General features: G+C 60.7%; 13 protein-coding genes and 2 pseudogenes. 9 read left to right on the forward strand and 6 right to left on the reverse strand.

All coding sequences use genetic code 11. The annotated features are described in order from the left end of the window. Positions 1–24: 24 nt before the first annotated feature. Both HJB82_RS08960 and HJB82_RS08965 read right to left on the reverse strand, forming a co-directional pair. Positions 25–1,383 (reverse strand): tetratricopeptide repeat protein, encoded by a 1,359-nt coding sequence (locus tag HJB82_RS08960; RefSeq protein ID WP_221139839.1) that lies wholly within the window; start codon positions 1,381–1,383, stop codon positions 25–27. 214 nt (positions 1,384–1,597) lie between these two features. Beyond that, positions 1,598–2,428, reverse strand: coding sequence for an alpha/beta fold hydrolase (locus tag HJB82_RS08965; RefSeq protein WP_221117000.1), 831 nt, complete (start codon positions 2,426–2,428; stop codon positions 1,598–1,600). Between the two features lie 121 nt (positions 2,429–2,549). Between HJB82_RS08965 and HJB82_RS08970 the strand changes: the two genes are divergently transcribed. Continuing rightward, positions 2,550–3,521 carry a glycerophosphodiester phosphodiesterase family protein gene (locus tag HJB82_RS08970; RefSeq protein ID WP_221139840.1) on the forward strand — a complete coding sequence of 324 codons (972 nt, stop codon included), beginning with the start codon at positions 2,550–2,552 and terminating at the stop codon, positions 3,519–3,521. Positions 3,522–3,540: 19 nt separating this feature from the next. On the opposite strand, the gene HJB82_RS08975 is transcribed toward HJB82_RS08970, so the two are convergent. Beyond that, a complete protein-coding gene (locus HJB82_RS08975) occupies positions 3,541–5,331 on the reverse strand; it encodes a PAS domain-containing methyl-accepting chemotaxis protein (protein WP_221139841.1) in 1,791 nt (596 codons plus the stop codon). Between the two features lie 485 nt (positions 5,332–5,816). Between HJB82_RS08975 and HJB82_RS08980 the strand changes: the two genes are divergently transcribed. Then, on the forward strand, positions 5,817–6,539 hold the full coding sequence (locus HJB82_RS08980) for a LuxR family transcriptional regulator (RefSeq protein ID WP_207584278.1): 723 nt from the start codon (positions 5,817–5,819) through the stop codon (positions 6,537–6,539). A gap of 36 nt (positions 6,540–6,575) precedes the next feature. On the opposite strand, the gene HJB82_RS08985 is transcribed toward HJB82_RS08980, so the two are convergent. Further along, a complete protein-coding gene (locus HJB82_RS08985) occupies positions 6,576–8,873 on the reverse strand; it encodes an EAL domain-containing protein (RefSeq protein WP_221139842.1) in 2,298 nt (765 codons plus the stop codon). A 260-nt stretch (positions 8,874–9,133) separates the two neighbouring features. Between HJB82_RS08985 and HJB82_RS08990 the strand changes: the two genes are divergently transcribed. After that, positions 9,134–10,501 carry a TIGR03808 family TAT-translocated repetitive protein gene (locus HJB82_RS08990; protein WP_221139843.1) on the forward strand — a complete coding sequence of 456 codons (1,368 nt, stop codon included), beginning with the start codon at positions 9,134–9,136 and terminating at the stop codon, positions 10,499–10,501. A gap of 124 nt (positions 10,502–10,625) precedes the next feature. After that, entirely contained in the window at positions 10,626–11,291 is a 666-nt protein-coding gene (locus HJB82_RS08995) for a glutathione S-transferase family protein (RefSeq protein ID WP_221132156.1), read from the forward strand. A 1-nt stretch (position 11,292) separates the two neighbouring features. Here the strand turns inward: HJB82_RS08995 and HJB82_RS09000 are convergent, their stop codons facing one another. Further along, positions 11,293–12,189 carry a LysR substrate-binding domain-containing protein gene (locus HJB82_RS09000; protein ID WP_221132157.1) on the reverse strand — a complete coding sequence of 299 codons (897 nt, stop codon included), beginning with the start codon at positions 12,187–12,189 and terminating at the stop codon, positions 11,293–11,295. A 112-nt stretch (positions 12,190–12,301) separates the two neighbouring features. Between HJB82_RS09000 and HJB82_RS09005 the strand changes: the two genes are divergently transcribed. Next, positions 12,302–12,496: a hypothetical protein gene (locus HJB82_RS09005; protein ID WP_207583427.1), complete on the forward strand. Its 195-nt coding sequence runs from the start codon at positions 12,302–12,304 to the stop codon at positions 12,494–12,496. 13 nt (positions 12,497–12,509) lie between these two features. On the opposite strand, the gene HJB82_RS09010 is transcribed toward HJB82_RS09005, so the two are convergent. Continuing rightward, the gene (locus HJB82_RS09010; RefSeq protein ID WP_221117008.1) at positions 12,510–13,001 is read right to left on the reverse strand and encodes a GNAT family N-acetyltransferase; all 492 of its coding nucleotides are present in this window, start codon (positions 12,999–13,001) and stop codon (positions 12,510–12,512) included. A 259-nt stretch (positions 13,002–13,260) separates the two neighbouring features. On the opposite strand from HJB82_RS09010, the pseudogene HJB82_RS31530 reads away from it, so the two are divergent. The 4 genes and pseudogenes from HJB82_RS31530 to HJB82_RS09020 form a co-directional block, all read left to right on the forward strand. Then, a pseudogene (locus tag HJB82_RS31530) lies at positions 13,261–13,415 on the forward strand (LysR family transcriptional regulator); the annotation flags it as partial. 127 nt (positions 13,416–13,542) lie between these two features. After that, on the forward strand, positions 13,543–14,520 hold the full coding sequence (locus HJB82_RS09015) for a phosphodiester glycosidase family protein (RefSeq protein ID WP_207583425.1): 978 nt from the start codon (positions 13,543–13,545) through the stop codon (positions 14,518–14,520). Next, positions 14,514–14,696 (forward strand): annotated as a pseudogene (locus HJB82_RS31990) (hypothetical protein); the annotation flags it as partial. The gene HJB82_RS09015 and the pseudogene HJB82_RS31990, both read left to right, overlap by 7 nt. 169 nt (positions 14,697–14,865) lie before the next feature. Then, complete coding sequence (locus HJB82_RS09020; protein WP_221139844.1) at positions 14,866–15,516, forward strand: glutathione S-transferase family protein; 651 nt, start codon at positions 14,866–14,868, stop codon at positions 15,514–15,516. Positions 15,517–15,523: the final 7 nt, after the last annotated feature.

Below are 15,523 nucleotides of genomic sequence, written 5' to 3' on the forward strand. Positions count from 1 at the left end.
TTGGCGGTGACGCAAGCCGGTTGCTCAGACGAGCGGTGTCATCAGCAGGCTCGTTCTGTCGTGGCCAACCAGCATGTCCAGTGACGTCCCAGCACGGACGTCTACCGGCTGCGGGAAGGTGTGAAGAACCTGGAGCCAGCCGCCATCATGATAGTCGTCGGGGTGATTGCTAAAAACCACGCCCTCGATCAGATCGACTTTCATCCACTGGACGACCCCGACTGCGGTGCCGTTTGCCTGAACAGGCACCGATATCTTACGCAACGCAGCAGTATGTTTGCGAGCGGTGAGATCCACTGTGGCGATCTCGAAATCATCCGAAAGCCTGGTCCACTCGGTCATCGTACCGTGAACCGGCAGACGCAGCGGGGCGAGCGCATTGAACTGCGACATGTCGAAGCCGCAGACCTCGCCGACATGGGCATAGTTCGAGAGCGTTTCGCTGGCAACCAGGCAGCCCATGGCAGCGGCGGCGCGTGGAATGACGATAGCGTCCTCGCGGACCAGTCGGGCGTGGGCGTCCTCGAAGGTTTTCAGCACGTCTTCGGCCAGGAGATCGCTGGAAAGGATCTCGGAAATCAGAATGTCGGCGCGAGCTTTCATCTCCCTGCCGACAGAAAGTTCGGTCGAGGGCTTTTCGAAGATATCGATCTGTTCGCGATAACCATTGGCAGCGATGATCCGCTCCGCGGTCTGCGCGATGACAGCCACAGTCTCACAGGTCGCGATATTGGTAGCGCCGGCGCGCGCCGCCATCATCGACAGCAGGCCGCTGCCGGCGCCGATATCGAGGATCTGCGCGTCGGCTCCGCGCAGCTCTATGGCACGGCGGATCGCCGCTTCGAAAGCGTCGTTGCGTCTGGTGTCGTTCATCATGGCGATGTGCCAGAAGGGTACGATCGATGAAGAGATGCGCCTTATCTGATGCCAGGCGTTGATATTGTCCGGCTGCAGCCGCAGAACATGACGAAACTCGGCAAGCGCCTCCGGCTGCCGGCCCGAATCGGCGAGCGCCACGGCGAGGTTGTTGCGCACGACAGGATTTTCCGGTGACAGGCCACGCGCCATCTCATAACAGCCGACCGCTTCCGCCGACCGGCCGAGCCGGCGCAGCAGCGCACCTTTTTCCATGAGGGCGACGAGATGGCCGGGATTGAGGCCGAGCAGTTTATTCCAGTAGTAGAGAGCGGTTTCGTCATCGCCTCTCTTTGCGACGACACCCGCCAGGAGCGGTAGAATATCTATCGTGCGATAGTCCTTGTGCAGGACTCTGACATAGGCTTTCTCGGCGCTTTCGAGATCTCCCGACGCCTGAAAACCCATGGCGTCATTCAGCGATTTGCGCGCGATCGAAATTCTTTCTTCCATATCGATGCTGATCATTCCGGCTCCCTGGCCTTCTCAATTCAAGCGGGGGAGCCGCGGATCGAGCACCGGCCATCGAACCGCACAATCCGCCCATGCATAGGAAGTCGCATGGGTGGGCGGCGGCCCGAAGGTTTCCGTGAACGAACGACAAACGAATCCTTCCCAGAGGATCCTACGTTTGCCGATACGAAAAAGTTACCGAATTCTTAAGAAATTCCGCTGCCGCGGCTCAACGCCGCAAGTCTTCATTTTTTTGTGTGCCGATGTCGTCAAGGAAGGACAACACCGCGGCGTTGAACTCCGCCGACCGCTGCAGCGGCGCAAAATGGCTGACGCCCGTGAGATAGATCATCTGCGCGTTGGGAATGCCGCGGGCAAGATATTCGGCGTGCTCGGGCTTGATGAATTCGTCGTGCTCGCCGAGGGCGATGGCGACCGATACGTCGACCCTGGCGAGATCGGCAGCCTGATAATTCGGCTCCGTCCGCATCATCAGGCTGACCGCCTCGACGAAGGGCTGAAAATCGTCCGGCGTCGCGGACAATGCGGCATAATCCCTGGCATGCCTGCTGAAACAGCGGTCGATGACCGGGGTCGGGACGAATTCCAGCGTGCCGCTCGGATCCATGTTGCAGGCGAAGAAGAAGACGCCCTCGACACGCGACGGCGCCGTCATGGCGAGGATCAAAGCGATGCAGGCGCCATCGCTCCAGCCAACGAAGGCCGCCCTTTCGAGAGAGAGATCGTCCATGACGGCGAGAACGTCCGCCGCCATCAACTCATAGGTATAGGGGCGGGAATCGCGGGTGCTTCTTCCATGGCCGCGGCTGTCGATCAGCACAACGCGGCGGCCGCTGCTGAGGAGCGCCGGGACCTGGTAGCCCCAGTTGCCGCTATGTCCGAGGCCGCCATGCAGCAGGATGACCGGCGGGCCGTCGCCATAGGTCGCATACCAGATGCGGGCGCCGTCCCGCCCAACATGACCTTCGACGGCGGCCGGCGGCAAGGCGGCCGCGCCATGCGCTTCGAAATGGATGAGCTCGTCGTCCTGTTGTTCCATCGCGATGACAATCCTTTCCGGCATATAAGCCATTGGCATAGAAAAGCCGGAAAAGAGCCCAAGAACAACCAGAATCGCTTTCTAGCTGTTGAATCTCTAGGTGCAATCAGGAGGAGCGGCATTGGGCAGGAAGCTTTTCTATTGCGCCGGCGCAATCGCACTGGCCGCGGCCGGCATCTACCTCAACAATACCAGCCTTCTGGCGGAGCAGCGTCCGGGAAAGCCTGAACTACTCGCCCATCGCGGCATTGCCCAGCGGTTCGACGAGACCGATCTGAAGAACGATACCTGCACGGCGAGCCGCATGCTGCCGCCGAAACATGATTACCTCGAAAACACCATCCGCTCGATGCAGGCAGGCTTTGCTGCCGGCGCCGATATTGTCGAGATCGACGTGCATCCGACGACGGACGGCGCTTTCGCCGTCTTTCACGACTGGACGCTCGACTGCCGCACCGACGGCCGCGGCGTCACGCGCGAGCATTCGATGGCGGAGATGCGAAAGCTCGACATTGGCTACGGCTATACCGCCGATGGCGGCCAGACGTTTCCGTTTCGCGGCCGCGGCATCGGCATGATGCCGACGCTTGCCGAGGTGCTTTCGACTTTTCCCGATCGGCGCTTCCTCATCAACGTCAAGAGCCGTGATCCATCCGAGGGTGAAAAGCTCGCAGCCGTGCTGAACGGGCTTTCCACTGAGCGACGGGCTCAGATCATCGTTTATGGCGGCGACGAGCCGATCGATGTCCTGCGCCGGCTCGTGCCCGATCTCAAGACCGCCTCGCGCAAGAGCCTGAAGACCTGCCTTACCGGCTACATCGGCTATGGCTGGACCGGCTTGCTGCCGGATGCCTGCAGACACGCCATGATGCTGGTGCCGATCAACATTGCGCCATGGCTCTGGGGCTGGCCGGACCGTTTTCTCAACCGGATGCAGGATGCCGGAACTGAGGTCTTCGTGCTCGGCCCCTATCGCGGTAGCGATTTTTCCGCCGGCATCGACGACCCCGCGCTCCTGGCGCGCCTGCCGCAGAATTATGCGGCAGGCATCTGGACGAACGAGATCGAAGCGATCGGCAAGGCTATGAAATGAGGAACCGCCGCGCCCGGTCTCAGAACTCCTGCCAGTCGCCGCCGGCAATTGCCGCATTGCCATGGAAGGCGGCGCTCACCTTCGCAGCCATTGCGCGCGGTGGCGATGCGACGGGCTTGGAAGCTGGAGTTGCCACAACGGGGCGTGGTTGTCGTGAGGCCAGGCCGCCGATGTTGAACTGCCCTAACAGCTGGAAGAGCGCGTCAGCCTCTCTGGCGAGACTATGGGCGGCTGCCGTCGATTCCTCGACCATGGCTGCATTCTGCTGCGTACCCTGGTCCATGGTGTTTACGGCGGTGTTGATTTCCTTCAATCCCGTCGCCTGCTCCTTCGAGCTTTCGACGATCGCGAGAACATTGCCGTTGACCTGCTGAACCTGGGCGACAATTTCCTCCAAGGCCTTGCCGGTTTCGCCAACGAGGGTCACCCCGCTCTTCACATGCTCGTTGGATGCGATGATGAGCTCCTTGATCTCTTTTGCCGCTTTGGCTGATCGCTGAGCAAGCTCGCGAACTTCTTGCGCTACGACCGCAAACCCTTTGCCGGCGTCGCCGGCGCGTGCCGCCTCGACGCCTGCGTTAAGCGCCAATAGATTGGTCTGAAACGCAATCTCGTCGATGACGCCGATGATATTGCCGATTTCCGCGGACGATGTTTCGATCTTCCCCATCGCCTCGACCGCGCTGCGGACCACCGCTCCGGAGCGCTCGGCATTTTCGCGGGTCCTTCGCACCAACTGGCCGGCTTCCTGGGCGCGGCTGCTGGAATCGGAAACCGTTGTGGTGATCTCTTCAAGCGCAGCTGCGGTTTCCTCGACGGAAGCGGCTTGCTGTTCCGTGCGCTTTGACAAATCGTCCGACGCGGAACGAATTTGCTGAGCTCCGGCAGCGATACCCGTTGCATTTTGGGCGACGACCTGCATCGCTTCGCGGAGCTTGGTAGCCGCAGCGTTGAAGTCGGTCCGGAGTTTCTCCAGTGTGGGAATGAACGGTGTTGCGACTTCCTGGGTCAAATCTCCGCCAGACAGGGCCATCAACGATCCTGCCAGCTGATCGACATTGTTCACGCGGGCAGTGACGTCGGTCGCGAACTTGACAACCTTGAATACCCTGCCGTTCATGTCGAAAATCGGATTGTAGGAGGCCTGGATATAGATCCTTTTTCCGCCCTTGCCTATGCGCAGAAACTCATCCGCGACGAACTCCCCACCCGACAGACGCTCCCAGAACCGCCGATATTCGTCACTGTTGACGTAAGCATTTTCGCAAAACATGGAATGGTGGCGACCGGTGATCTCCGCAATCTGATAGCCGAGAGCCGACAAGAAATTCTCGTTCGCCGACAGAATCTCGCCCTTCGGTGTGAACTCGATAACCGCCTGGACGCGCGAAAGTGCGTTCAATTTGCCGGCGTCTTCAGCACTTTGCAGCTTCTGCTTCGTAATGTCGGTCGCGAATTTCACGACCTTGTATGGTTTTTCGCCGCTGAAGACGGGGTTATAGGAAGCCTCAATCCAAATTTCCTTGCCCCCCTTGCCGATGCGCTTGTACTGGCGCTGATCGTACTCGCCTCGGCTGAGCTTCGCCCAGAACTCGCGATAGTCGGCCGACGCGGCGTCCGCCGGCTCGACGAATATCTTGTGGTGTTGGCCGACAATCTCAGACAACTTGTAGCCGAGCGCGGCACAGAAATTAGCATTGGCGGTTAGAATCTTGCCGGTGAGGTCGAACTCGATGATGGCCTGTGACCTGCTCATTGCCGCCAATATTGCCTTGGCATCAGATCCGAAACCAAACGCTATTTTCTTCATGCTGTTCCCCCTACTCAGGTCTGAACGAATGATTGGCGCGACCCATCACGGGCTTGTGCTGGACGAGCAACCTGAAAATAAAATCCGCTAAATTCATTAAGCACCCATTAACCGAACTGCTCGGCAAAGCAGCGCTTGGCGCCGGGAGCTTTTTGTTGGAATTAACAAATCCAAATCAATGACTTAAACTTCTCCATTGGAGAGACTCCAGGACGGTAGAATATCCCTCGGCGAGGATCTCGGAGGTCAAGCTGGGGATTTTTCACCTTGGCCTGTCCCCAAAAGCCCGAGGATTGGTTTACTTTTTGTTAAGTATTACCCGCCCCTTTATGCTTGTGTTCCGGTACCTGGCGGCCGTTCGATTCTTCCTCCGCGGCGGCAAAGTTGAATCGGCCTTCGAGCGTATGGAATCGACTTCCGAGACAGGCGCTTCGGCGGGTACACCAGTGGCCATCCCGCATGCGAACGGCGGATCGGAGAAAGACATGAAGCTCGAGGCTGAATTTAATCGAATCGAGGAAGTCGCGGCAGGCTTCAACACGCATTACGAAGTGTTCAAATATATGAAGGGCCTCACTCAGGACCTTGGAATGAATGCTTTCCTGATCATGACGCTACCCACGGTCGACTTCGTCGAAATAGGCGCAACCAAAATCATTACCAACTGGCCGGCGGAAATGGTGGATTATTATGACGCCCATAATCTGATGATCGACAGTCCGGTCATCCGTCGAATGCTGAGATCGACCAGCCCGTTCAATTATGATGTCGAAGCGATCAATACCGATCGTGGCGAGGGCAAGAAGTCCACGGTCATCGAGCTGTTCTACCGGTATGGCATGGGAAAAGGTGCCTATTTTCCTGTTCACGATGCCGCGGGCGGACGCGGCGCCATGTCGATTTCTGGGCTACGGAATTTCGACATGATCGAAATGGCGAAGCTCCTATTTATCGCCACACTCATTTATGACCGGCTTTCACAACTCACATTGAACGAGAAACACAAGCCCATCGAATTTACGCGGGGCGAACTGGACTGCCTGACGCTGACTGCCGGCGGCAGGAAGGGCAATGAAATTGCGAAGCTTCTCGATCTCACGGAGAATGCGGTCAACCATAACATCGGCAGCGCCATCAAGAAGCTGGGATGTACGACGAGAACGCAGGCCGTCGTCAGCGCTCTGCGGCTCAATATCATTCGTGTTTAGAAATCGCGGCGATTGGCAGGCTTGTGAGATTAAATCTCAGAGGTCCCGCGCCCGCAGCAATGCCGGAATCTCTTCCGGCGAAACCGGCTTGGAGAAGCGGTAGCCTTGCGCCTCCTCGCAGCGCGCGTGCCGCAGGAACTCCATCTGGGCGTCGGTCTCGACGCCTTCGGCGAGAACCGAAAGCTTCAGCGTCTGCGCCAGCGAAATCACCGCCGAGGCGATGGCGACGGCTGTTTTGTCGCCCGGCAGGGCTTCGACCAGCGAACGGTCCATCTTCAGGCGGTCGAAGGGGAAGGTCTTCAGTGCCGCCAGGCTGGAATAGCCGGAGCCGAAATCGTCGATCGACAGGCGCACGCCAAGCGCCCGCAGCGATTCCATCATGGCGAGCGCGCGGTCGGCATCCTGCATTACCACGCTTTCGGTGACCTCCAGTTCCAGCCAGCGCGATTGCAGGCGGTGGCGCTCCAGCGCCTCGGCGACGTGAGTGGCAAAATCCGGATCGGCGAATTGTTTGGTGGAGACGTTGACGGCGATCGTCAGCGGCGTCAGGCCCATATCCTGCCATAGGCGCGCTTGGCGGCAGGCCTCGTTCAGCACCCACAGACCGAGGGGAACGATGAGGCCGGTTTCTTCGGCAAGCGGGATGAAATTGACCGGCGGCACCCTGCCCTTGGCCGGATGGTTCCAGCGCACCAGCGCCTCGATGCCGGTGATGCGGCCGGTGGCGACATCGACCTGCGGCTGGTATTGCAGGAAAAGCTGGTCGCCGGTGATCGCCTGGTGCAATTCCTCCTGCTCGCCGAGCGGCATTCCGACTGGCGTACTGCCGCCATCGTGGTGCTGCAATGTGTTGCGGCCGAGTACCTTGGCGCGGTACATGGCGCGGTCGGCATTGGCGAGAAGCACTTCCGAGGTTGCGCCATCGAAGGGAAAGGCGGCGACGCCGATGCTCGAAGTGACGGTGATCTCGCCGCCGTCGCTGCGGATCGGCCGGTTGATGGCCTTCTGCAACTCGCGCAGACGGCGGGTGATGCCGGCATCGTGGCTCGACTGATGGACGAGCACCACGAGGAATTCGTCGCCGCCGAGGCGCACCACCATATCGGATGCCCTGACGCTGTTGGCCATGCGGGCGGCGGTTTCCTTCAGCACCTCGTCGCCGGCGGCGTGGCCGCGGCCGTCATTGATATCCTTGAAATTGTCGAGATCGATATAGGCGACGGTGACCTTGCGGTTGTTGCGCCGGGCCTGGTCGAGAATATTCGCCAGCCGTTCCTTCAGGAAGGCGCGGTTCGGCAGGCCGGTGAGATCGTCGTGATGGGCCATGAAGTGGATGCGGTCATCGACACGCTTGCGCTCGATGGCAATGCCGGCAATGTGGGTGGCGAGCGCCACCAGCTTCATCTCGTGCTCTGTGGGACGGCGGACTTGTCTGGAATAGAGCGCGAAAGTGCCGAGCACGTTATTCTGCGCGGTGGCGATCGGCGTCGACCAGCAGGAGCGGAAGCCGAAGGGGGCAATCAAGGCGCGGAAATCCTCCCACAGCGGATCGCTCATCACGTCATCGACGATCACGGCTTGGCCGCGCCAGGCGGCGGTGCCGCAGGAGCCGACCTTAGGACCGATCGTGACACCATCGATGAGCCGGCTGTAGCCGCCGGGCAGGTTGGGCGCCGCGCCGTGGTAAAGCCTGGTGCCCTCGCTGTCGAGCAGCAGCACCGAGCCATCGATATCCGTCAGTTGCTCCTCGATCATCAGGACCAGCGCCTCGAGGATCATCGGCAACGGCTCGTTGCGGGCGATCATTTCGAGCAGTTTCGCCTGGCCGCGATGGAGATCCTCCTGAAGCTTGCGTTCGGTGATATCACGGGAGACGCCGATCAGGCCGACGATCTCGCCGCGGTCGTTGCGCAGCGGTATCTTCGAGGTCAGCCGGCATATCGGCCTTTTGCCGCCGGGCAGGACGTAGCTTTCCTCCATGTCGATAGAGGCTTGTCCCGTCGCCATGATCTGCTGCTCGATATCGAAATGGCGGCGAGCCGTCTCGAAATCGAACAGGTCGAAATCACGCTTGCCGGTGAGCAGATCAGCGCTCTCGAGGCCGAGGCTGCTGGCGGTGACGGCATTGGCGAAGACGAAGCGGCCGTCACGATCCTTGACGTAGAGGAAATCCGGAAGTTCGTGGACGATTGCCTTGAGGCGCAGGTTCTCGATGCCTTCGGAGAGGTGATGGGCAGTCGAGGCCATCATCGCCTCCGTCGCGGCGACGACGCGCCGCGTTTCGGCCGACAGGGCATCGGTCGATTCCCATCGCCTGGCACTCGGTTCGTGCATGCCGCCATTCTCCCCGGTGGGCCGAAGGCCCACACCCCGCATCGTCACCCGAAAAATTCCCTTCAAAGTAGTCCCCATTCCCTTCGGCTTGCTTAAATGAAAGGGTGAACAAGACGACAAAATCCGCGGCGATATCCTGCCGTTGCCGATCGCCATAACCGCAAATCCGGCCGCCTGCCCCAGAAAGAGACAGGCCCCCTGGCATGTTTCCTGCTATGGACATGCCAATGAATGAACACGCCATGATCAGGGAGCCCGGGATGCCTTCACGCCGCGACATGCTGCTCCTTCTCGCCGCCTCGGCGATTGCGGACGGGGCATCGCGTGCGCTGGCCTCGCCGCGGACGGCGGCCGCCGAGCCCAATTTGCGCGGGACGATCGACGCAGCGGAATATCGCGCCATTCCCGAAAGCGGCGACCGCAAAAACCGCAACCTTGAGCAGATGATCAAACAGGCGGCGCGGGAAAACGTGCCGGTCTTCCTGCCGCCCGGCACCTACCGGATATCCAATCTGACCCTGCCCGACAATACACGCATATCGGGCGTGCCCGGCGCCTCGCGGATCGTCTACACCGGCGAAGGCCAGCTGTTTTCGGCCGAGAACGTGCGCCGCATCGAGCTTTCCAATCTCGTCATCGACGGCGGCAATCGCTCGCTCGCCGACCACGCCGGCGGTCTGCTGCAATTTACCGGCGTCGACGAACTGCTGATCGACAATTGCGAGATCGGCGGCAGCCGCAAACACGGGCTGCAGTTGGAGCGCTGCGGCGGGCGGATCGAGCGCAGCCGTATTTCCGGTGCCGGGCAATCCGGGCTTTATGCGGTCGATTCCGCCAATCTTTCGGTCACCGGCAACACGATCTCCGATTGCGGCAATGGCGGCATCCTGGTGCATCGCTGGAAGAAGGCGGAGGACGGCACAGTCGTTTCCGGCAACCGCATCTCCAACATCCGCGCCAATGACGGCGGCACCGGCGAAAACGGCAACGGCATCAATATCTTCCGTGCCGACGGGGTGATGGTGGTGAACAACCATATCTCCGACTGCGCCTTCACGGCGATCCGCGCAAATTCGGCATCGGACATCCAGATCAGCAGCAACCAGTGCCGGCGATCCGGCGAGACGGCGATCTATGTGGAATTCGCCTTCGAGGGCGCCGTCGTTTCCGCCAACATGATCGACGGAGCAGCGAACGGCATCTCGATCGCCAATTTCGACGAGGGCGGCAGGCTGGCGAGCGTGACCGGCAATGTCGTGCGCAACCTGACGCTGAAAGGGCCTTACCAGCACGAGGTCGGTTTCGGCATCGGCATCGCGGCGGAGGCCGATACGCTGATCTCAGGCAATGTGATCGAAGGCGCGCCGCGCTGGGGAATGCAGATCGGCTGGGGTCCCTATCTGCGCAACGTCGTCGTCAGCGGCAATGTGGTGCGCAAGGCGCCTGTGGGATGCGCCGTCTCGGTCGCCGATGGCGCCGGCACCGCCGTCATCACCGACAATATCTTCCAGGAAACCACAGAAGGCGCGGTTTTAGGCTTCCAGTGGGAGAAGAAAGTGTCGGCCGAGATGGCCGGCGGCGGCTCGCCTTATGCGCAGCTCACCGTCGAGCGCAACCGCGTTTCGTGACTTCGTTTTCGCGAGTGCCTGGAACTCCGCCATCAAAAGCTTTCATCATCCCATCAGCGGCAGGGACTTTTCCGGGGCCGATCGCGCAACTACGGTCTCTCGGAAACATTGAGGGGATACGTTCATGCTGACAATCTACGGAGTTTATCGATCGCGCGCCTCGCGCGTCTACTGGATGGCGGAGGAGCTTGGGCTGGAGTTCCGGTCGGTGCCGGTGCTGCAAGCCAAGCGGCTCGCAGACCCGCTGGCATCAGAGGCGCCCCTCAACACGCACTCCCCGGATTTTAGTGCGGTCAACCCGATGTCACAGATCCCCAGCATCAGGGATGGCGAGTTCGTCATGCACGAGTCGCTGGCGATCAATCTCTACCTCGCCCGTAAACATGGCGGTCCGCTTTCCGGGAAAACCGTCGAAGAAGACGGTTTGTTGACGATGTGGTCGATCTGGGCCGCCTCGCAGGTCGAGCCGGAGACGGTAAAGATCGTTCTGACCTATGATAACGGCCTGGAAAACAGCGATGAGGGCAAGCAGGTGATCGCCGCCGCCTGCCGCGCGCTGCGCCGGCCGCTTGCGGCTCTCGAAAACCACCTTGCCGGCAGGGAATGGATCGTCGGCGACCGCTTCACTGTTGCCGATCTCAATATCGCCGAGGTGCTGCGCTACGCCCAGAGCGAGGAGGCCGTTTTCAACGCACATCCCAATATCAAGGCGTGGATCGAGCGCTGCCAGTCTCGCCAGGCCTATAAGGCGATGCAGGCGGGCCGCAGCCTGGAGCCGGCCGAGGCCTGAGTTACCGGAACAGCGCCTGCGTGCCGGTCATTTCCTCGCGGATCCAGGCTTTGAAATCCCTGACCTTCTTCGGCTCGCGCGTGCCTTCGGCAGTGACGAAGTAATGGCCGAAGCCGGTTCGGGCGCGAATGCCGAAGGGGGCAGCGAGCCGGCCTTCGGCGAGCGCAAAGGCGGCCAGGGTCTGCCAGGCAAGCATGACGCCCTGCCCGGCGATCGCCGCATCGAGGCAGAGCGAGGCATCGTTGAAGACGTGGCGGGTCGCGGGTGTCGCGCCTGACAGCCCCGCCTCGCGCATCCAGACCTCCCAGGTGAACATGGCGCGGCCGTCGACGACGGCAGGCAGCGCCAGGATATCGGCTGGCTCTTGCAATCTCGCCGCCATCTCAGGCGAACAGACCGGAAAGACCTCCTGCTCCAGCAGCAGTTCGGCCTTCACATCAGGCCAATTGCCGGTGCCGACGCGGATGCCGATATCGACATCGCAAAGCGCCGGGTTGACGAGATTGGTCGTTGCATCCAGCCGCAGCTTGATATCGGGATGACGCTCGGCGAAGCGATCGAGCCTGTAGACGAGCCAGCGGGCGGCGAAAACCGGCGCCACCGAGATGGTCAGGATCGTATCGTCCTTGCGGCTTGCGATCGACACCGCCGCCGAAAGACGGGCAAAACCCTCGTTGAGCGCGAGCAGCACGGGCCGGCCGGCTGCGGTGGCGATCATTCCCCTGGCGGTGCGCTCGAAGATCACCTGACCGAGCTGGGCTTCGGCCTTGATTACTTGCTGGCTGACGGCGCCGACCGAGACGCCGAGCTCGTCGGCGGCCGCCTGCAGCGAGCCCAGACGACCGACGACTTCGAGCGCCCTGAGGCCGTTGATATGGACCGTGTTGAGGTTCTTCATGCAGTTTTTCTATAGCAGCGTCGCATTAATCTCAATTGAAAATCCGCTTAGGAGAGCCGACATTACTGCCTGCGACCATCATCCCGCACCGCCGGAGAAAGCGAGGCATGCCATGTCGTTGCTGAAGTTTTTCTTGAAGCCCGCCCTTGCCATGGGCGGTGCAGACACTACGCTAGTCTGGAAGGACGATCCGCTTCGGCATCCCGAGGTCGAACGCATGTCGATGCGCGAAATTGCCGATCTTCCGCTCGGAGCAGAGACCGGGTTTTCCGCCGAGGCCAAACCGCCGCTGGCGAAATGCGCGTGACGGTGCGCGCCGCTTAGGCGATCGATGCCTGCCAGCAAATCACCTGACCGTCTTCCGGATCGATGCGTTCGCCGGTGCGGATAAATCCGTTGCGTTCAAGGGCACGCTGCGAGGCGATGTTTTCCACGCCCGTATCGGCCGAAACGAGCCTAACGCGCGGGTCTTTCCGCGCCCATTCGAGCAATTCTCCGATAGCGCGCGTGACGTATCCACGCCGCTCGCGACCCGGAACAATCCCATAGCCTATGTGGAGTTCGCCGTTCTCAGGCGCACGGATGATGGAGCACAGTCCGACGATCTCGCCATCCTCGACAATCATCCAGGCGGAGGGGGTAAATTCGGCGCCGATCTCCGCGGCGATCCTCGCCAGCATCTCCAGAACATCCGGAGGGGCGATCGCGCTATCGGGAACCAGGCGCGTATCTGCGGGCGCGGCGCCGTTCAGCAACGCGGCGAAATCATAAGCAGTCAATTCGATGATCATATTCTTCTCGACATTGGACATGCGCCAGCTTTGGCGCGTCAAGGCCGAGCAGCAAGACTAGCCCTCGATTGAATTCGAGCCGCGTCTCGTCCTTCCGCCTCGGCCAGTGCGTTCTGAATATTTTGCGACGGCAAACAAAGGCGTTCTCCTATTGGGGCCTGATACCGGAATGAGCGAATGCGGATTGATACTGAAGCTCGCCGGCCTCTTTGTCCAGGCTTCGCAGGGGACCAATCAATTGCGTGATGTCATCCAGACGCCCTCCATCGTCACCCCATCACTTCCGCCTGAGATGCAGATCATCACCGACAGGCTGCCGTCGCCTCCTATGTCTTCCGTCGTGGGCGCAAGAGGCGAAACCCGGCGCTCGACACTCTGGTCAGACAGATCGAGAGCGAAATCAGCCGTTACGGAGGACTGGCCCTGGCAAGCTGAAGGGGCTATTTCGACAGAGCGGGCAGCCTTTCCACCGTAGAAAAACCTTACTTGGGAGCTGCATTCGGGCGACGCCACGCCAACCCGGCGTCGCGAAGCCCTATCTGTTTCAGCAAAGAGATTTTCAGTGCCAGCAATTCGAAAAATCCTGTTCGGACTCCTAGCAATTTTAACGGTCGTCATTGTCGTCAGCGCCGGCTGGCTCTGGCAGGTCGCGGGTGTTTATGGTTTCAACACCGTCCTGCGGCGCGGTGGAACCTATTGGGTCAAAGTCAAACCTGACGACGAGCGCCTTTCCGCCTCCATGCGGTTGGCGTTGAGCCCGGTAATCCCGGCCGTTTTGCCCGGGCCGCTGGTCTGGCAAGAGCCGGAGACGGGCTTCGAAGTGGCGGAGCTGCCGGTTCTTGCCGATGGCCGCGAGGTCGACCGGATCTTTCTCAGCAGAATTGACCCGGCCCGCTTTCGATTCGTCACCCGTAATGCGGCTGCGGGCGATACCGGCATCGACGAATGGGAAAAGGCTTTGCCCAACGCAGTGCTCATCGTCAACGGCAGCTATTATGACATGCATGGCAGGCCCGACACGCCGTTCATCAGCGAGGGTATTGCGATGGGGCCCCAGCAATATGACGCGAAGGCCGGCGCCTTCATTGCCGGCAAAGACGCTGCCGATATCCGCGATCTGACCCATCAAGATTGGCGGGTCGCCTTTGCCGGCGCGTCGAACGCCATGGTTTCCTATCCGCTCCTGATCGGCGACGACGGGCAGACTCATGTGAATGTGAAAAGCCGCTGGCTCGCCAACCGAACCTTCGTCGCCAGGGACGATTTGGGACGTATCGTCATCGGCACGACAAAGGACGCGTTCTTTTCTCTCGACCGGCTGGCAGAGTTTCTGAAGACCTCGCCGCTCAATCTCAAGGTGGCCCTCAATCTCGACGGCGGTCCTCTCGCCTGCCGAAGTGTCCGGCTGAATGACTATCGGCAAAAATTCTACGCTAGATGGGAAGCTCAGGTGGACGACGACAGCGTAAACCTGCTCAGCTGGCCGATTTCCGAGGCCAATTGGGCCATGCCGATGGTACTGACGGTCGAGCGGAAGTAGGTCGGCATCTGATCGAGCGCGGCGACAATCCAAGCGACCTGAACGTCTTCTCATCGCGCCGTGGAAACTGGTAAGCCATGATGCGCGGCCTCTTCACCAACAAGACGGTCCGCAATCTCGTTACGGCCGGCATCCAGCCCGGCTCCACGGTTCATGTCCCGTCTGGCGGGGCCTTGCGAGGGATCTGGCGATAGTCTCAAGGCTTGCCGCGCTGAATTGATCTGGCCCCGGCGAGGATTATCGCGAGCATCGGTGTCGGAATCTCGTTTCGCCAGCCGTCTTCAAGCCATTGTATAACGCCTTACATCGGCATCGATCTAAGGATAAAATTATAGGGAGGAAGCGATGATGATTACCATTACCGCCTTTGAACGCTCGCCGGATCGCGGCCGGGGTCTGGCGCGTGACATGCGCGTTCGCTGGGCGCTCGAGGAAGCGGGCGAGCCTTACGAGGTTCGTCTCGTTTCGTTCAAGACGATGAAGGAGCCCGCGCATTTGGCGCTTCATCCTTTCGGGCAGATTCCGACCTATGAAGAAGGCGATCTCGCTCTGTTCGAGTCCGGCGCGATCGTGTTCCATATCGCCGAGCGCCATGCGGAACTGCTGCCGGCGGATACGAATGCCCGGGCACGCGCTGTCACGTGGATGTTTGCCGCGCTCAACACAGTAGAGCCACCGATCTTCGAGCGCAGCCTCGCCACAATCCTCGAGCGCGACGAACCCTGGTACGAGCAGCGCCTGCGTGCCCTCGAAGACAGCATCTTCAAGCGGCTGGGGAGCCTTTCCGCTCGCCTTGGCGATGCCGACTGGCTCGATGGTGCGTTCAGCGCCGGCGACTTGCTGATGGTGACGGTGCTGCTCAGGGCGCAAGCATCGGGTCTATTGGAGGAATATCCAAACCTTGCCGCCTATGTCGCCCGCGGCGAAGCCCGGCCGGCCTATCAGCGTGCTTTCGCGGCCCAGCTGGCGGTGTTCACCGCCGCATCGGCAGGCTGACAAAGGT

It is taken from the genome of Rhizobium sp. NZLR10 (assembly GCF_019685125.1).
In the GTDB taxonomy this organism is placed as follows: domain Bacteria; phylum Pseudomonadota; class Alphaproteobacteria; order Rhizobiales; family Rhizobiaceae; genus Rhizobium.